Raw genomic sequence first — 19774 nt, forward strand, 5'->3', positions numbered from 1 at the left:
TTTACGCCTCGTTATTTGTTACAAGTTGACTTGCTGCTAACACAACACAGCCTAGAGGTGGCACAGTGATAAGTCCGCTTTGCTCCATGCCTTGCCAAGGTACCTCGTCGTTAATGACAGTTTGATTAATCACATTACTGCCTCCGAACTGGCTCGCATCACTGTTAAGCAGTTCTACATAGTGATTTGGGGTCGGTAAGCCAATTCGGAAATGATGATGTACTTGCGGGGTCATATTGATGATGAAAATGAGTGCGTCATCAGAAGATTGCGCATAACGAATAAATGAGAAGACACTGTCTTGACTGTTATCACAATCAAGCCACTGAAAACCTGTTGATTGATGATCTAATTCATATAAACAAGGATGAGATATATACAGACCATTAAGCGCCTTTACCCAGTCTTGTATGCCTTGATGAGGTGCAAACTGCAGTAAATGCCAATCTAAACTTTGGTTATGATTCCATTCATCACGCTGACCAAACTCAGTTCCCATAAACAATAATTTTTTACCAGGTTGTCCCCACATCATCCCGATGTAAGCACGTAACGTGGCAAACTTTTGCCAATCGTCTCCGGGAATTTTATGTAAAACTGAGCCTTTTCCGTGTACGACTTCATCATGGCTAATAGACAATATAAATTGCTCGGTATAGGCATAGACTAAAGCAAATGTCATTTCATGGTGATGATGTGAACGGTAGATAGGATCCCGTGCTAAATAACGTAAACTGTCATTCATCCAGCCCATATTCCATTTAAAACCAAATCCTAAGCCCCCTTTTTCCGTAGAGTTAGTCACCCCTGGCCATGCAGTGGACTCTTCAGCAATCATTGTTGCGCCAGCAAAGCTCGCATAAATACGCTCATTGAGTAGTTTTAAAAACTCTATGGCTTTAATATTTTCACGACCGCCATATTCATTCGGTAACCATTGACCAGATTGACGGCTGTAATCTAGGTAAAGCATTGATGAAACAGCATCTAAACGTAATCCATCAAAATGAAATTCAGATAACCAATAACAAGCATTACTCAGTAAGAAGCTTTGCACTTCACCACGGCCATAATTAAAGATAAGCGTATCCCAGTCAGGGTGCTCACCTTGTCGAGGATCTTCATGTTCATATAAACAACTGCCATCAAATTTAGACAAGCCGTGGGGATCTTTAGGAAAGTGTGCCGGAACCCAGTCCAACAGCACAGCAATCTGATGTTTGTGGCAAGCATCGACAAACGCCTTTAAGCCATCAGGATCACCAAAACGATATGTTGCAGCATACAAGCCCACAGGTTGATAGCCCCAAGACCCATCAAAAGGGTATTCACAAATAGGCATCAGTTGCAGATGCGTAAAGCCCATTTCAACGATGTAAGGAATTAACTCGCTAATTAGATCGTCGTAGCTAAGGTAAGATTCGCCCCATTCACCTTTTCGCTTCCATGAGGCAAGGTGCACTTCATAAGTTGACATTGGCGCTTGATGTAATTGAGTGTTGGCGCGTTTAGTTAACCATTTGCTGTCTTTCCATTGATACTGGCTATTCGCGGGAACGATAGATGAGTTACCCGGCGCAGCTTCCATCGCTTTTGCATAAGGGTCTGATTTTTCAATCGACTCACCATATTGATTAACAATATAAAATTTATAAAAATCCCCCGTTTTGGCATTGGGCAAAAATATCTCCCATATGCCATTGCTTGGATGAAATCTCATTACATGTTGTCTAGGATCCCAATGATTAAAATCCCCTACAACGGATACACGCTGTGCATTGGGTGCCCATACACAAAAAAGCACACCATCTACCTTATTAACTTGTTTCCAATTAGCACCTAAAAATTGATAACTGGCTTGTTGTTTCCCTTCAGCAAATAAGTACACATCATCCGCATCTAACAAGCTTTCGAATTGATATGGGTCAATTATAGTTTCTACACTTAATGGATATGTCACTTTAAGACTATATAAAAATGGCTTAACCCTTCGCCCCATTACGCCTGCAAATAAACCTTGTTCATCAACCTGTGATAATTCAGCCACTTTTTTACCGTCTTTTATAGCAATAACCTCAACACTAACTGCCCCCTTGATAAAACATCTCACAATCAGTGATTTACCATTGGGTGCCTTGTGCATGCCTAATAAAGAAAAGACATCCGTATAATCTCCTTTCAAGATGGCAATATCCGATCCTTGATTAAATAAAGGCGCATTATTCGTCATTGTGTATTGCTCCATAAAATTAATAACTGTTCTAACTACTGATCGAATTGTGCATCAGTCATTCTGGAATGATTAATCACACTAAGGCGCTGTTTTATCGCATCTGATGTTGTTATATGTTCAAGTGACATTGATAAACGACGGCGCCAATTAGGGTATTCTTTCCATGTGCCAGGGATATTGACAGGCATGGTTTCACAAATAAGATCTTCAAGTTGTACGCTGTATAAAGATGAGTTTCCTGATGCGGAAAGTTGAAGCCAAGCCCTTAAAACTTCATCAAACTCAATGCGGTTTATATCGCCTTCAAACAGCAATATTCCTTTCTGACAAAATAGATGGATCAATTGATGCTTTTCATGGTCACGTTCATTTAGCATCTCTTGCTGTTGCTGAAGATTAATTAGATTTAGTTGCTGTCTTAATTCGATATCATTACCGTGCCACCAAGCAGATAACGTCGGCACATCATGATTCGCTAGCATCATCAAACTCTGGCATTTGTAATGCTCTGGTGATGTAAACCCATCATTTTGCTTTGAAAAATAAAACAACTCATTTGAAAATATGTTGGCATTAGAAAGGTTTTGAACTATTTCTGGCGGAACAATGCCAAGATCTTCACCTATAACGATGCATTGAGCTCGCTGACTTTCTAACGACAAAATTGCAAGTAACGCATCAAGTGGGTAATACACATAGGCCCCACCACCTAAGCTTAAGTTTTTAGGCCACCACCAAAGACGAAGTAATCCCATGACATGATCAATTCGTAAACCACCACAAGATTGCATGTTGCTTCTAATTAGGTCTATAAAGTGGAGAAAATTTAATTGCTGTAATTTAATCGGATCCATCGGGGCAAGTCCCCAATTCTGACCTTGGGGTGCAAAAGGATCTGGCGGGGCGCCAATATTAGCGTTAGCACAAAAATAATCAGCATTTTGCTGCACTTCTGATCCTGTGGGAGAAGCCCCTACGGCCATATCTCGGATTAAACCGATGGACATTCCCACAGATTTCGCCGTTAATTGGCATAAACTAAGCTGACTTGTTGCGACAAATTGTAAGTAGCACCAAAAGTCTGGGTTAGAAAATGTAGCCTGACAGCTATCTTCTTTATGATGACCTACCTGCCAGTCAGCATATTGTTGCAAGGCTTGTTCATGCTGTTTTTTGAAGTCACTAAATGCTTGAAATCGATCTGTTAAAGCCGATTGATTTTCTTCAATAAAGGTATCAAATAATAAACAGAAAACCCGCTGTTTTAATTTATAAACTTCTGCGTAATCTAACAGTGAATTCTCAGAAAGTTTGTGTTTATTTATTTGCCAATCAGGCGTTGATAAAACATGTTTAACGCTGTCATATTCTTTTACTGATTCAATATGAATATAAAGTGGATTCAGTCTACGTCGGTCATCAGGACTGTACGGACTAATATGGCTAGGTAAGTCTAGAGCATGAAGGGGATTGAGCAGAATAAAGTCAGCACCTTGCTCGGCACTGAATACAATTAACTTTTGTAAATCATTAAAGTCACCTACGCCCCACTGGCTTTCACTTTTAATGCTATATAACTGCGTAGAAATCCCCCAAGGATTGGCTTTTTTACTTAGGGAAAAGTTGCCAGTAGTTTGTTGATGATGCCTGACACTTGATAATGGCTCAGAAAGCGATCCTGAGTAGGCTTGTCTTGGTGCGAGCATCAGCTGACACAAATACTCAGTGACATGATTATCTGAGTCTAATGAACACGTCAGTTGATGATAACCAAGCCCAATCGCATTATTTTGATGCTCATTTAATAAAAAGTGATACTTGATATAGAGGCAATCATTTGTTTTATAGTCACCAATAGCAGTTAACTGACTACTGTGTATTTGAAATCTAAATGATTCATTTTGCTCACTAAAAAGATGTAAACGTATATAACCAATAAAATTTTCAGTCAAACATAACTCTACATATGGCTCATCGACGTAAGTCCACTGAAATGCCCCTATGGGTTTAAGCCAGGGTGCCACGTCTAATTCGTGGATGCGCTGCTCGATGAACTTATCATTGAGTACTGACAATGCGCCGTCGACATCAGATTGATGCGGCGCCAAACACATTGACGTTAGAATTCCTTTTCTATCATTAGGCGAAATATGAACATGATTGCCAAAGCAATCAATAAACTCTGCGCCTACGCCTTGCAAATACAGTAACTTTTCCAGTCCCATATTTGTCATCCTCGCAAATAACATGCCTGGTTAATAACTCAGCAGTTACCATGCCAGTCAAACATCACAGTTTAACTACAGTGATATTTCATCAGGATGACAGAATATATTTACAACTTTTCAGTAACTTACTCTAAAGAGGTAAAAGAGGCACAATACGCCTTTGTTTAAAACTCAATGGATAATTCACGATATTTCAATAGTTTTGGTGCAATTTACGCACAAATAACGTGCAGTTAAATAAACAACTACAGGAGTCATAAGTAAATGTTTAATCAAACCTCATTGGCAAAAGTTACACCTTATTGGTTGCAATATGATAATTTAGTTATAACTGATTAATCCATGATGCGACTTTAATGTTAGGAAGGTAAATGAACGCTCAACAGTTTAATGTCCATTTTGCACTTCAAAACCTCAGCGACAATTCCAGCGATATCCCCATTCAACAGGCATTACGTAAAGCTGCAGTGTTAATCCCGCTGATGGAGGTAGATGGCCAACTACACATGCTCATCACACGCAGAGCGCTGCATTTAAGAGCACATCCTGGACAGTACAGTTTCCCCGGCGGAAAAGTCGATAAACAAGATAACTCCATTATCGAAACAGCCCTTAGGGAGGCAGAAGAAGAAATTGGCTTAAAACAAAGTAATGTCGACGTGATTGGTCAGTTCCCCGCCCATGCGACATTCACAGGGTTTCGAATCACCCCTATTGTAGGCATAATAAAACAACCATTTGAGATCAAAATCGATCCAGGAGAAGTATCTGAGACTTTTTGGGTGCCACTAAGCTTTTTCACAACCGCTAGCAATCGATATCAATTAAGGTATATGCGTGATGGACAAACGTTTGATGTGCATTACATGCCTTATAAAGGCAAATTCATTTGGGGTGTTACTGCGGCGATTATTGATTTGTTGTGCAAACACATCAGTACCACTGATAAGAGCTAAATAACGTAACGAATATACAAGCCAGCAGCAATAGAGACCATCAGTAGCAATGGTATATTGATCCAAAAACCTATTTTCTTCGACGTTTGAGCATAAAAATTAACCCCAAGATTAACAAAACTTATTGCAGCACAAGCCCAGATAACATACTCCAGTCTCACAGTTAATTCTGGATCCCAATTTAATCTGACCTCAACACCTTTACTCATAAAATAACCTACCGCACGATCAGGTCTTGCGTCGCCAAAAACAAGCAGCGCATATACGGCCAAAGACCAACCGGCCACAGACAAAATGGTTAATATGATTTGCAAAAATTTTGTTTTGGTCACTAATTCACCCCACTACCAAGTGTTTTATTAAAATAGCGCTTTTGTTCATATGGTTACAAGATAATTTTTACAACCTATTGTACGTATATGACAGGAAATTGGCTCAATTAAGGCATTTATTAGTAAAACTTACGCATTTATCTGCGTCTAAGGGCGTTTTCGGCTTGTTAAACGCCGATATCAAGGTAATATAAAGCACTTATTTTTATCATTGATTCATTGGAGAACTAAGCAACAATGAGCATTACATCTGTCGCTTCTGTATTTAAAGGTGACTTCGCGATTGGTTCGCAAGTTACAGTTCGTGGTTGGGTTAGATCTCGCCGCGATTCTAAAGCTGGTATTTCATTCCTTGCTGTTTATGACGGTTCATGTTTTGACCCTATTCAAGGCGTAGTACCAAATAATTTAGATAATTATACTGATGAAGTGCTAAAGCTTACTGCTGGTTGTTCAGTTATCATGACTGGTGAAGTCGTGGAATCTCCAGGTAAAGGTCAAGCATTCGAAATGCAAGTTACGCAGGTTGAAGTAGCTGGGTTTGTTGAAGATCCTGACACTTATCCTATGGCTGCAAAACGTCATTCGATTGAGCATTTACGTGAATTAGCACACCTTCGTCCACGTACTAACATCATTGGTGCGGTTGCACGTGTTCGTAACTGTTTATCGCAAGCCATTCACCGCTTCTATAACGAACAAGGTTACATTTGGGTATCAACCCCGTTAATCACAGCTTCTGACACAGAAGGTGCTGGTGAAATGTTCCGTGTATCAACACTAGACATGGAAAACTTACCTCGCACAGATAAAGGCAATGTTGACTTCGCAGAAGACTTTTTCGGTAAAGAATCATTTTTGACTGTATCAGGCCAATTGAATGCTGAAACTTATGCATGTGCTTTATCTAAAGTATATACATTTGGTCCGACTTTCCGTGCTGAAAACTCTAACACTAGCCGTCACTTGGCTGAGTTCTGGATGGTTGAACCTGAGGTTGCTTACGCTGACTTAGATGATGCAGCTAAACTCGCTGAAAACATGCTTAAATATTGTTTCCGTGCAGTGTTAGAAGAACGTCGTGACGATTTAGAGTTCTTCGCACAACGTGTTGAGAAAACGGCAATTGAACGTTTAGAAGCATTTGTGACCAGTGACTTCGCGCAAATTGATTACACTGATGCAATCGAAATTTTAAAAGCCTGCGATAAAGACTTTGAATTCGATGTTGAATGGGGTATCGACTTACACTCAGAACACGAACGTTACCTTGCTGAAGAGCATTTTAAAGCACCTGTGGTTGTTAAAAACTATCCGAAAGATATCAAAGCATTCTACATGCGCTTGAATGATGATGGTAAAACAGTTGCAGCGATGGATGTATTAGCACCTGGTATTGGTGAAATCATCGGTGGAGCACAACGTGAAGAACGTTTAGATGTGCTTGATGCTCGCTTAGCAGAAATGAAGTTAGATCAAGAAGATTACTGGTGGTACCGTGATTTACGTCGTTACGGCACTGTACCGCATGCAGGTTTCGGTTTAGGTTTTGAGCGTTTGGTATCTTATGTTACTGGTGTAAGCAACATCCGTGATGTAATCCCATTCCCACGTTCACCTAAATCAGCTAATTTTTAATCGTTGGCTTTATAAAAAAACGCGCTATATGCGCGTTTTTTTTGTGCATAAGAAACGACTAATTAATTTTCTCTACGCACAGTTCAATATATCCATAAATAGCAACAAGTACCATCCAAGGTAGCAGTAACCATAAATAATGTGTACTAGCGGCTTCTTTAGAATATTGATATATAAGCAAGATAATGCTGGCAAAAATGCTCGCGCAATAGGTTAACCACAGGGCAATAATGACAGAGTTGTTTGTTTCAGTAATTTTATAGCCTGTTAACGCGCTTATTCCGAATATCAGCCCCATTGCAAGCACTCCACCGACCAAAAACTGAATGGCTGAAGCCAATATAACTAAACCCATAGATTTTTATTTCCTTATAAAATGACAGCTTCTTATCCCTTGAAGCTCCAGTGTTATGTTGTATTGTGTTTTTATAGTAACAAATGATGAATCATCAACATAAGTATTCATCTCTATGATTAACTACTCATATCAAGCTCGTTTAATTGTTGGCTTTTTCACTCCCCTTCTTAAAATTAGATAATCCCCAAAATAAAATACCCGTGCCACTACAAGAAAGAAAAAAGAATAAACCCAATCCAACAGGCGAACCCCAAGAAAATGCAAAGTACAAAACGTCCATATTTTTTCCTTTTCAACATGTCTAATAGAAGAAGATTGGATGCAATTGTGCACTATCACTGCTTTAATTAGCATTCAAGTTGTTACTTAAATCGTGCAACAACACTTTCGAACCAAGTGCCCAGCGTAGACTTTCTACTATTTAAAAATAAATGTTCGAAATCTGCAGCGACTTCCATTGCAAGAATGCAATCATCAAAATGTGTTTTGAGATTATCGTCAGTAAATACAAAAACCTCTCCATCAAATTGGATACAATGTTCGTTATCATCAAGGATAGATATCAACAAACGTGTATTGGCTATCCATGATGCACGAGCATTAAAAAACATTGCTTGTTCTATCGCTTTTTTCTCAATTTTAGAAACGCCGCTATGAATAGATTGACTCAAGCCCTTCTGTTTATTGTTTACTAATGTATTTAAAAAATCGCTACCAGAATTAAGTACGTACTGACAATAAAAACGTTTGTATTGAGATAATAACAAAGACAAATGATCTAATCGTTCTACACCCTGTTTTCTAAATTCTTTTGAACTGAGATAACTTGGCTCAATAAACTCATGAAGATTAAGCGCATTTTGCTGCGAGGAAAAATAAGACTGAGCTTCAGAAAGCGTCATGTTATCAGCAGTATTGCTACTAAGAACCTGCTCAAACGCTACTGCTTCCATCTCTAATTCCCATAAAGTGTCTGATTTATGCTAAAAGTGCGGTGTCTATTACTTATTATGGCGTTATTATGCACAAAACGAGATAACAAGGCATTAACAATGACAGTTTTATTCAAAAAAAAAGGCTAACGCCTCTTTTTTAAAACACCAATGGATTAATGTTTGGAGCGAACTAAAGATCTTTATAAACCTTGCCATCTTTCATGACAAAACTGACGCTCAATAAAGCTGAAATATCCTTAAGTGGACTTTTTTTAGTCGCAATAATATCGGCAAATTTACCGGTTTCAATGGTCCCTAATTTATCAGACATATCAATTAAATCAGCCGCGTTCACTGTTGCAGACTGTAAAATATCGCTATTGGACATACCAGCTTGGTGCATTAACACCGCTTCTTGTGCATTGATACCATGCTTTGACACGCCACTATCAGTACCAAACGCAATCTTGACGCCCGCCTTATATGACTTTTCGAAGTTAGCTAACATATCAGCGCCAACACGGATCGCTTTCGCTTTGATAGGTTTAGACATAAAATCAGACGTTTCAGCCATATCTACTACCGTCGCACCAGCCAATAATGTGGGCACTAAATACGCACCAGTTTGCTTAAATAGTTTGATGGTTTCGTCGTCTGCATAACTACCATGCTCGATACTGTCGACACCTGCACGCAATGCGGCATTAATCCCTGCAGTTGCATGGGCATGACTGGCTACTTTTCGCCCAAGATCATGTGCTGTTTGCACAATCTCTTTTAGCTCTAAATCAGTCATTTGTTGACCCGTACCCGTATTGGTATCCGATAATACTCCACCAGTTGACGCGACTTTAATCGCATCGGCGCCATATTTAATTGCGTGCCTCGTCATTTTTCGACACTCATAAGGTCCATCACAAAGCGTTTTAGGAGACTTCATTGCTAATAAATCTGGCGCCATTCCATCTGCATCTAAATGTCCTCCTGTGATAGAAATACCTGCAGCGGCAATAATTCGAGGCCCTTCTATCCAGCCCTTTTCAACACCATCTCGTAAAGCGTACATTTGCTCTGATTCACTCAGTAAATCACGCACTGTTGTAAAGCCAGCTAACAACGTTGTTTTGGCGTAATGAACACTTTTCATTGCGATATCAGCATCAGATAACTTTACTGTATCTTTCGTGTTATCTGGACCAAGTTCCATTTGTAAATGCACGTGCATGTCCATTAAACCTGGCATAACGAAACTGTTTGATAAATCGATTAACTTAGCGTCTTTTGTAATAGAGTTAGCTGAAATATAGCCTTCTCTGACATCAAGGATTTTACCATCTTTAACCACAATAGTTTGCTGAGTTAATGGCGACTTCCCTGGTATGGCAAGTAGCTCACCTGCATGAATAACTTGAGTTGCTGCGAATGCTGATTGAGCCATAACGCCACTTAATAACAAGGATACTAGGCTAACAGAACGGCGAATATTAGTAGGTTTAAATGAGTGTTTATGATGATTTAGCAGGGAATGAGTAAACATGAGTAGCGTCTTTTATAAGTTATTTATACGGGTAATATACCTAACAAAACCTAAATGTAAACTAGGATTCACATCCCTTTGATATTATTTCTTTATATGCTAATTTACAGTAAAGACTAAATTTGTTCGTCAAATCAGTATATAAAGGCTTATACAAAAGCAAAAAATTCATACTTCTCCAATGCTTATTTTACTCGTTAAGGAATACACATGAACAAAGGCATATATCTGGTGTTAATGCTGACGCCTATGGCCGTTGCTATTAGCTCAACAATGGCAATTGCGGATACTCAATCAGCAGTTACGCAAGCTAGCCCCGACAATACATTGCAACTTGAGGATATTTTTACCCTCGAATATGCCTCAAACCTTGAAATCAATAACGACGGAGATGAGGTTTACTTCGTTAGAAACTACATGGATATTCAAAGTGATAAAAAGCTCGGCAATATCTGGAAGGTCGACAACAAAAAGCGTTTAACCCCTGTAACTAATGGCTTGCATGTGGACTTTTCTCCAACTTTATCACCCGATAACAGCAAGCTTGCTTATGTATCAACCGCGAGTGGTTCACCTCAAATACATATTAAATGGTTAGAAAGCGGTGATGTAGGCCAAATGAGTCATTTTAGTCATGCGCCTAGTAACCTTACTTGGTCACCAGATGGCACAAAAATAGCCTTTACTCGTTTTGTTCCAAGCAAACCAAAGTCAGTTGCATCTTTACCCGGTAAACCACATAACGCGAAGTGGGCTAAACCAGCTGTTTATATTGATGATATGTACTACCGTTTTGACGGTGCTGGTTTTACGAAACCTGGTCATAGCCATATTTTTGTCATGTCTGCCGATGGTGGCTCTGCTCGACAAATTACCCAAGGACAATTTGATCATCGCAGCAACCTCAGCTGGACAAAAGACGGCAAACAGATAATTTATGCAACGAATACCCGTGAAGATAAAGAATTAGAATGGACTGATAGCAATATATTTAGTGTTGATGTCCAGACTCAAAAAGTTACCCAACTCACTGACCGACTTGGGCCTGACAATGCACCTCATGTATCACCTAACGGTAATCACATTGCTTATTTAGGTTACGATCAACATCATATGAATTATGAGAACACTTTATTGTATGTCATGGATATTGATGGCAGCAATAAACGGGCAATCACGACTGATTTAGATCGCTCAATCAATAGCATCCAATGGGCTGACAATAGTAAAGCTGTGTATATGAGCTATCACGATAAAGGTGAAACTTATGTCGCTTATCAACCATTAAATGGTAAACGTAAGATAGTAGCTAAGAACCTTGGAGGCCTCGCATTTGGCCGACCTTATACAGGCAGTGATTTTGATGTAGCTGAGAATGGTACTATTGCTTTCACTTACTCTGATCCACAACGCCCAGCAGATATTGCAATCACTCGAAAAGGCAAAACTCAACAGTTAACAGATCTCAACAGTGATGCTCTCGATTACAAAATATTAGCCGATATAAAAGAAATCAACGTCAAGTCGTCTTATGATGATCGTAATATTCAAGCATGGATTGCCTACCCACCTGGTTACAAAGCCGCAAAAGAGGCTGGCAAACAGTTTCCATTGATTTTAGAAATTCACGGTGGCCCAGTCACAAATTACGGTCCTCATTTTTCAGCAGAAGTGCAATTAATGGCAGCGAGCGGATATGTTGTTGTTTATGCAAACCCTCGAGGAAGTGATAGTTATGGTAAGGAATTTGCCCAAACTATACATAACAATTACCCAAGCCAAGATTATGATGACTTAATGTCTGTGATAGACGGTGTCATCGCCCAAGAGGCAATTAATAAGGACGCGCTATTCGTCACTGGTGGCTCGGGCGGAGGCGTATTAACAGCATGGATCATTGGTCACACCGATAGATTTAAAGCTGCTGTTGTCGCTAAGCCTGTCATTAACTGGTACAGCTTCGCATTAACAACAGATATTTATCCATTTGTTATCAAAAACTGGTTTAAAAAAATGCCATGGGAAGATGCAGCTCACTACATGAAACTTTCACCAATAAGCTATGTAGGAAACGTTACAACTCCAACTATGCTATTAACTGGTGATGCGGATCAGCGAACGCCTATTGCAGAAACAGAGCAATACTACCAAGCATTAAAACTTCGCAATATCGATACTGCAATGGTTAGAATTCCAGATGCGCCACATGGTATTTATAAACGCCCAAGTAACTTAATGTCTAAAGTCGCTCATATTCTGTGGTGGTTCGAGAAATACCAATAGCTTAAATAGTATTATGCCCTTTCTAAGCCAGAGCCTTTCTCTGAATTAGAAAGGGAAATGAATTTTTATATATACACTAAAACTAAAAAATATCTGAGCATATAAGATCCGTTTATAAATTGTAAAAACAAATTCAAATCAAGTTGTTGTGACACTTGTTACTACTACATTTCGCAATACTTTACTAATCAATGAATAACTGATATGCATATAACATATAATTTTCAACTCACCTTTAAATATTATTAATATTACTTTCTTAACTAAACCGCCAAGCTTCCTTAAACATACCCAGAAGCCAATGCCTAAATATAGATTACTAATAAACAAGTTGTAGATATTTATTGTCAACATTCACGATTATCGTATTACTGATAATGCCGTCTTTATAAGCCTTTAGGGTTGTTTTACCTACGTTAACACCAACAATTGAGCCTGCAGATGCCACTTTGGCAATGTTAGTATCGGCGATTGACCACACCACGGAAGAACCAAGCTTCATACAAGTACCATCGCTGTATCTAGCGAAAGCAAAGAAGAACTGAGTTTGACCTTTTGCCAATTTAAAACCTAAATGACCATGTACAGGCTGAATATCAATCGCAATAATGACTGGCTCAAGGACACTAACTTGCACGGTATTACTACTAATACCACCTTGCGATACCGTTACCGTTGTCTCTCCTGCATTAATCCCAAGCAATAAACCAGCTTCCGTCACTTTGGCAATATTAGTATTACCTGATTCCCAAGTAGATAAACATTCTACAGACGTATAGCTACCATCAGTATAGGTAGCATAAGCAGAAAACTGCTGAGTTTGGCCTTTCATTATTTTAACCGGAGAAGTGACAAATACAGGGTATAAATCAATCTTGACTATCTTCACTTGCGAGATATTAACCCTCACAGGATTGCTACTAATGCCATTTAATTCAGCTACTAGAGTGGTCTCACCAACCCCAACACCAACCAACGAACCAGCTGACACAATCTTAGCGATATTAGTATCACCTGATATCCATGTAGCTGCTCTATCAATTCTAGAATATGTCCCATCACTGTAGGTAGCATAAGCAGAGAAAAGTTGAGATTGTCCTTTCATTAATATAACCGGCGAGGACGACAAAACAGGGTTTACGTCAATGGCAATAATAACTGCTTCAGAAACATTTACCCTTAATAAATTACTGGTAATGCCATTTATCTTAGCCATTACGCTAGTTTCACCAGTCTTAACACCGACTAACAAACCCGCTGACGACACAATGACGTTATCCCCTTCAACTAGTAGCCACGTCACTACACTTGTGACGATTGAAGAACTGCCATCATCGTACTTAGCCGTTGCAACTAATTGCACAGATTGACCTCTTGCTATATTAACCACCGAGGCAGTTATTTGAACAGAAGTTATGATTGCTTCTGAATCACTGATCGTTTTTATTTCATTTTCAATACAATTTTTGTTTGCTTTAGTAAGCATAATGTCACTTACTTCAAGACTAGAATCTTGATAATGTGGGTGTAGAAAACTCATAATAAAATCCGTTAAAGGTGTAAAATGAAGCATCAAACCAGTAAAAATTTTTTTAAGCTCTAGGAACTTAAGCTCTAGGAACAGTTTAATACATATAAAACTGATAAAATCACAATTGTGTAGCTATCAATAAAAATAATAAGAATAAATCTTAATTATCCAAAGTGGTCGAATTGTGTCTTAAAAATTTAATTAGTATATAAATTAGTTTATAACCTAGATAAATATTAAATAGATAGACTTTGCAGATAAGCGCTAAAGTCTGTGTATTAGATAACAAGTTTTTTATTTAATTTAAGGCTCTACTTTTCTTAAATTAAAAAACACTGATCTTTTACTATTTTTTAAAATTATTTTTACTCGTATAAAAGCTCATTTTGCATAGACATTAAATCAATATAAACACAACATGTATATTACACTTAAGTAATATACATATAATGAGACAAATAAAAAATAGCACAATTTGGCCAAAAGGCTGCTTAAATGCTAAGTAACCAAAAACGGTAGGAAAGATTAAAGGCAACAGCACTATTTATTATGCATACACACTGAACACTTACACAAAGCCCACATAATAATCCTCATAAAATTATAGTATTGGTAAAAGGCGCGACAGTTACTAACAAAAAGGTAAAACTTCGGAATGTGGTCACTAAATGAGCGCTAAAAGTAATAGCTAGTCTGCGAGATATATCACCAAGCCATTATTTAGCTACTCAGCTAAAAAGAACTAGGATTATAGGCTCTCGACCCCATTTTAATATACAAAACTGACTCTTAAACAGATTTAACCCTGATTACTAAGGTTGATAATTGGGAGTGACAGCATCTAATTTAGCCACACTAGGCAATCTTAACTGTTCATTGGCTAATAGCATCAATTGAGTTGTGGTGATTAAGCTTTTCGTTGTTGAAATAACTGGCAGCTCTATATCAGTTACCACAAGAAAATTCTTTAACTAATACAGCGTTTGCGGTTGCTAATTAAGGACGTGGTAACCTCAAATGTTACGTTACATAGTAATCAAGTTAGTCTCTATACTAATCAAACCGACCATTTAGTTTATACGATACCAGCGAAAATTTTACGATGAGTGCATTATCTACTAAATAGAACAATGAAGTACATTATAGAAACCTTAAGACGTAATGAATACCGACAATAGGGGTTAGTACATTTATATAAGCTCAAAAGAGGTATTCTGATGAAACGCTAAGAATGTAACCAATAATGGCCAACAGTTGTTGACCAATACCCCCTCACAATATTGTAACGTATACGCCATAGGTGTCTATTCTTCTAAGGGGTCACATCTTATACCATTGCTGTAATTTAACTTTTTAAAATAGCGAAGAACAAAATAGTTCTAGCACTATAAAATAATTTAGGGCATTGAGCTCCATAATTTTATAAGAAGTGTTGAAACTATATGCCTATAGAAAGCTTAAATTCTAACTCTGAAACTAAATAACTTTCAGTTAAACTAGCAAGACTTTCTTTTTGGTCTAACAACCTTAACTTGGAGTCAATTAAGTCACTATTTTCAATAACTCCTTGTTCAATTTTTAATTTACTTTGAGCTAGTAATTTTGCTGCCAATTCCAATTCCTTTTCTTCTTGTCGGATTTTTGTTTGTTGCAATTTTACATTATCTAATTTATTTTTAATATCAGTTAATGCTGACAAAACTGTCGATTTAAAATTAATCTGTGCTTGTTTGTGCTTACTTTCATTAATACCTAAGCCTATTTGTTTTTCCTTCCAGTTAAAAAATGGCAACGATATATCAACCCCCCACGAGGAAACTGGATCACGGATAACGTCGCTAAGGTTGACACTACCAGCAGACAAAGCCGCCCCTATCGATATGTCTGGATAAAAATCGAGCTTCGAATATTCATAATCGAGCAAAGCAGTACACAACTGATACTCAGCTTCACTAACATCGTATCTATACGATATCTTACTCATTGGGATAAAATCATCTTTAAATTTTTCCATATAAACATTATTAAAATTATCTAACTCGATATCGAAATATGTTTCTCCTCCTGATAAAACATACATTTCTCTCATTAAAGAATGATTTAACACCATCAAATTTTCAAAATTTATTTTTTCATTGAGTAGCGCATTTTCCGCTTCTGTTACCATTGTTTCTACAACTACACCATTATTGTACTTTGCCGTAATAATTCTTTTTTTATCCTCAAGTAACTTTATTTTTAATTCACTTATTCCTTTCTGACTATTAACTAATATAATATTCCAGTATTTTTTTGCTACAGCAGTTATCAACTGTAACCTAGCTTCTTTTAAAGTTAATTCTTGCGTATACAAATCGTTACTTGACTTAATTCTTATAATATTATTTTTACCCCAAAGATCAACCGAATAACTAGAAGAGAGTGAAGCATTATGATTATTAGAAATTGATGAATCTTTATTTTTAAATTGCTTAGAACCAGAATAACCTATAGAGCTCGAGAATTGAATATTTTGATTATTTAAAACCAACCTATCATTGAAAACTGCTTGTTCTACCTTCAATCTAGCCACCGCAATATCTAGACTTGTTGACTCGATACTGTTAACTAATCCAACTAAAGTCTCATCAGTCACTAAATCCGAAAGACTTAGTTGACTAACAAGTGAAACGTTTTGATTAATATGCTGACAACTTGAGAACTCATTTTCCGTATTTGTTATAGAGCAACCAATTAAACACCAGGCACAAAAAAAAGATAATAATGCATTTTTCATTACAAATATAGAACCCCTGATGGATTAAGTAGTGAAGCTTTCCTTGCTGGCAAATAGCCAAATACTAAACCAAGCAATATCGAAAAAATGCTTGATATAATGATTGAATAATAACTAATAACTATAGAATACTGACTTATAAACAATGTTATTAACATAAATAGAAAATAAGATGAAACGATACCAACAAGAGCACCAATCGAGGACAATAGGATCGACTCTAGTAGAAACTGGCTCATAATATCAGAAGGACAAGCACCAACAGACAACCGAATACCAATCTCGGGCCTTCTCTCATTTACAGAAGATAACATGACATTCATTATTCCTACACCAGACACAGTTAATGTTATGAACGCTATTGATATTATGAGAACTGTAAGTCTGGTAGCTGTTTCAAGTGACATCCTAACCATCTCAATATCACTATCTACAATAAAATCTTTGCCCAGATATTTTTTTTCAAAATAATGCTGCACTTTTAACTGTGAATCTTCTAGTAAATCTTTTACCTTAACATTAACAATAATTTCGTTGAGAGGTGCTTCACCCACTACAAATTTTTTCATTGATTTATATGGTAAATAGATAACTTTTTGCTGATAGAACATTGTATTTGCATTTTCTACTATACCAATTATCTCAAAAACACTTTTACCTATTTTTAGATAATTATGAGTATGGTTTAATAAATTAATATCATTAGCTTGAGCGAAACTTTGACTGACCAATATAACCTGAGAACTTTCAGAATAATGTAAATCTGAAATTTTTCTTCCTGACACCAATTTAGTTTTAGTTATATTAAAATATTGTTCATTAACACCATAAACATCAACATTCTTACCTAATATTTTTTGATTCATTTTTAATACAGGAGATGCCTGATGAATATTGTCAATACTTAACAATTCATGTGCATCAGTAACGTCAAAACTTTTTAACCCACCATCCAAACTAGTAGATACTTTAATAGTATCTTCACTTATTTTTCCAATATTTTTTAAAATATCGTTTTTAGCACCTTCTCCCACTGAGACAGTTAGAATGATTGAAATAATGGCGAATATAATACCTAGCATTGATAAAAAAGATTGTGTTTTTTTGGCTAAAACAGCTCGAAAAGCCATCTGAAAAGCAACTTTATTTACTTCTCTTTTTCTTAAATCACTTGTAGTTACATGAGCCTTTTTTCTATGATTATTAGGGTTGTTTATTTCACTTTTTACTATTATACCGTCTTGTAACTCTACACTTCTATCACACAATGCTTTTACTTCATTATCATGAGTAACTATAATTACAGCATGACCTTCATCGCTCAATTTACTTAATACGGACATCACTTCATCACGATTTTTATTATCAAGCGCACCTGTTGGTTCATCTGCTATAATTAACTTCGGACTATTAATCAAGGCTCTAATAATACAGACTCGTTGTTGTTGTCCGCCAGAAAGTTCATCAGGTTTATGGTGTAAAATATGAGACAAACCAAAAGCATTAAAAAGCGACTTTGCCTTTCTTGTACAAGCATCCACATCAAGGCTTGAATAATGACTAGGTAGCATTGCATTTTCAAGAGCAGTTAAGTAGGATATTAAGTTATAAGATTGGAATATCATACCAATATTGGCATTACGGATCCGAGCTCGCGCCTTCGGATTGGCCGAAGAAATATCCTCTCCACAAATGCATACTGAGCCAGATGTTGGAGTATCTAAACCAGATATCAGGTTCATTAGCGTCGACTTACCTGAACCAGAACATCCTGTAATAGCAATCATTTCACCAAAACCAACCTCAAAAGAAACATTGTTTAGGGCAATAATTTTGGAGTTTTTTATATCACCCGGCTTTTGAAAATGTTTACTTAAACGACTAACTTTAACTGAGACATGTCTATTATCCATTAACTTTACTCACAATAACTGTCTCGCCAAGTTCAAGTCCTGAGATGATCTCTACATTGTCCAAGTCACTTAAACCCAATACAACCTTTTTTTTCAATGAGTTACCATTATTTAGCACCTCAACAAAGAACTCACCTTGCTTGCCAATATGAATACTTTCTTTAGGAGCAATAACTACATTTTCAACTTTATCTATAACTATTTTTACTGGCAATGTCATAGATGTGAATAATTCATTTCTATTATTAGGAATTAAAAATGAAGCATTATAAAAAATGACTTGTCCTATGGTATTCATTTTTTGTGAATTAGAGTCAGCAAGATAGTCATCAGGAACTATGCGGATAGCAGTCAAACTGGTCGTTATATCTTGGTTTATCAAAATAACTTGCTTTCCTATTTCTATTTTAGACATATCAAACTCTGAAATAGCTACGTTAGCCTTCATCATGTCAGTATTTGCTAAAACCATAATCACTGGAGAGGTCTGTGAGGAGACTATCGTTTGACCTTCACTCATGAGTAAACCTAATACCTTGCCATCTATTGGTGCTCTAATTCTTGTGTAACTTAGTTGTGCTTTAGCAGTGTCTAATTCTCCTTTTAATTGATTAATAGATAAGTCATCAATTCGTAGTTGAGACATGACCTGATGATAGTCTGATCTAACTTGCTCTAATTCTCTAAAAACCCCAGCACCTTCTTTAAACAAATTTTCTTGTCTATTTACTTCTATTTTTAGCTGGTCATATTTGATCTTTGTAATATTTCTTTGGGCCAAGCTGCTTTGATATTGAGATTCTACAATTTCAACTTCGTTTTCTTGTAATTTGGGATCAATTTCTACGAGTATCTGGCCAGCAACAACATTCTGCCCCTCCGATACATGGATTTTTGTTATTTGCCCATTCACTTGTGCACCAATATCCACCCTTTTTATGGGTTCTAGTGTTGCATTTGCAAGAATGTAACTTAAAATATCACCTTTTTTTACCATTGAAGATAGGTATCTACTATTACCTTTATCATAGATTTTACGTGAATTCTGACTCAC

15 protein-coding genes are annotated in these 19774 nt (G+C 37.1%); 3 read left to right on the forward strand and 12 right to left on the reverse strand.

All coding sequences use genetic code 11. From position 1 onward, the window contains the following. Position 1: 1 nt before the first annotated feature. Both glgB and malQ read right to left on the reverse strand, forming a co-directional pair. Entirely contained in the window at positions 2-2230 is a 2229-nt protein-coding gene (glgB, locus tag SJ2017_RS11010; RefSeq protein ID WP_080915786.1) for a 1,4-alpha-glucan branching protein GlgB, read from the reverse strand. Positions 2231-2265: 35 nt separating this feature from the next. After that, positions 2266-4458, reverse strand: coding sequence for a 4-alpha-glucanotransferase (gene malQ / locus SJ2017_RS11015; protein ID WP_080915787.1), 2193 nt, complete (start codon positions 4456-4458; stop codon positions 2266-2268). Positions 4459-4832: 374 nt separating this feature from the next. Here malQ and SJ2017_RS11020 point away from each other — a divergent pair, with 374 nt between their 5' ends. Continuing rightward, complete coding sequence (locus tag SJ2017_RS11020) at positions 4833-5417, forward strand: CoA pyrophosphatase (RefSeq protein WP_055024608.1); 585 nt, start codon at positions 4833-4835, stop codon at positions 5415-5417. On the opposite strand, the gene SJ2017_RS11025 is transcribed toward SJ2017_RS11020, so the two are convergent. Then, on the reverse strand, positions 5414-5749 hold the full coding sequence (locus SJ2017_RS11025) for a hypothetical protein (protein ID WP_080915788.1): 336 nt from the start codon (positions 5747-5749) through the stop codon (positions 5414-5416). The genes SJ2017_RS11020 and SJ2017_RS11025 overlap by 4 nt on opposite strands. Before the next feature lie 237 nt (positions 5750-5986). On the opposite strand from SJ2017_RS11025, the gene asnS reads away from it, so the two are divergent. After that, complete coding sequence (gene asnS / locus SJ2017_RS11030; RefSeq protein ID WP_080915789.1) at positions 5987-7387, forward strand: asparagine--tRNA ligase; 1401 nt, start codon at positions 5987-5989, stop codon at positions 7385-7387. 58 nt (positions 7388-7445) lie between these two features. Here the strand turns inward: asnS and SJ2017_RS11035 are convergent, their stop codons facing one another. From SJ2017_RS11035 to SJ2017_RS11045, 4 genes are all read right to left on the reverse strand, one after another. Continuing rightward, positions 7446-7742 carry a hypothetical protein gene (locus SJ2017_RS11035; protein ID WP_080915790.1) on the reverse strand — a complete coding sequence of 99 codons (297 nt, stop codon included), beginning with the start codon at positions 7740-7742 and terminating at the stop codon, positions 7446-7448. Positions 7743-7884: 142 nt separating this feature from the next. After that, positions 7885-8025, reverse strand: coding sequence for a hypothetical protein (locus SJ2017_RS21445; RefSeq protein ID WP_156003232.1), 141 nt, complete (start codon positions 8023-8025; stop codon positions 7885-7887). 82 nt (positions 8026-8107) lie between these two features. After that, positions 8108-8698 (reverse strand): hypothetical protein, encoded by a 591-nt coding sequence (locus tag SJ2017_RS11040; protein ID WP_055024612.1) that lies wholly within the window; start codon positions 8696-8698, stop codon positions 8108-8110. 172 nt (positions 8699-8870) lie between these two features. Further along, positions 8871-10118 carry a metal-dependent hydrolase family protein gene (locus tag SJ2017_RS11045; RefSeq protein ID WP_080915791.1) on the reverse strand — a complete coding sequence of 416 codons (1248 nt, stop codon included), beginning with the start codon at positions 10116-10118 and terminating at the stop codon, positions 8871-8873. A gap of 348 nt (positions 10119-10466) precedes the next feature. On the opposite strand from SJ2017_RS11045, the gene SJ2017_RS11050 reads away from it, so the two are divergent. Further along, on the forward strand, positions 10467-12500 hold the full coding sequence (locus tag SJ2017_RS11050; RefSeq protein WP_156003456.1) for a S9 family peptidase: 2034 nt from the start codon (positions 10467-10469) through the stop codon (positions 12498-12500). Between the two features lie 319 nt (positions 12501-12819). Here the strand turns inward: SJ2017_RS11050 and SJ2017_RS11055 are convergent, their stop codons facing one another. The 5 genes from SJ2017_RS11055 to SJ2017_RS11070 form a co-directional block, all read right to left on the reverse strand. Then, positions 12820-14040 carry an Ig-like domain-containing protein gene (locus SJ2017_RS11055; protein WP_162928489.1) on the reverse strand — a complete coding sequence of 407 codons (1221 nt, stop codon included), beginning with the start codon at positions 14038-14040 and terminating at the stop codon, positions 12820-12822. 803 nt (positions 14041-14843) lie between these two features. Continuing rightward, positions 14844-14987, reverse strand: coding sequence for a hypothetical protein (locus tag SJ2017_RS21450; RefSeq protein WP_156003235.1), 144 nt, complete (start codon positions 14985-14987; stop codon positions 14844-14846). 482 nt (positions 14988-15469) lie between these two features. After that, on the reverse strand, positions 15470-16807 hold the full coding sequence (locus SJ2017_RS11060; protein ID WP_080915793.1) for a TolC family protein: 1338 nt from the start codon (positions 16805-16807) through the stop codon (positions 15470-15472). Further along, positions 16807-18720: an ATP-binding cassette domain-containing protein gene (locus tag SJ2017_RS11065; RefSeq protein WP_080915794.1), complete on the reverse strand. Its 1914-nt coding sequence runs from the start codon at positions 18718-18720 to the stop codon at positions 16807-16809. Before SJ2017_RS11065 ends, SJ2017_RS11060 begins: the two co-directional genes overlap by 1 nt. Continuing rightward, entirely contained in the window at positions 18713-19717 is a 1005-nt protein-coding gene (locus SJ2017_RS11070) for an efflux RND transporter periplasmic adaptor subunit (RefSeq protein ID WP_167692914.1), read from the reverse strand. The genes SJ2017_RS11065 and SJ2017_RS11070 overlap by 8 nt, the downstream gene beginning before the upstream one ends. Between the last annotated feature and the right edge of the window lie 57 nt (positions 19718-19774).

This window comes from Shewanella japonica (genome assembly GCF_002075795.1).
In the GTDB taxonomy this organism is placed as follows: domain Bacteria; phylum Pseudomonadota; class Gammaproteobacteria; order Enterobacterales; family Shewanellaceae; genus Shewanella; species Shewanella japonica.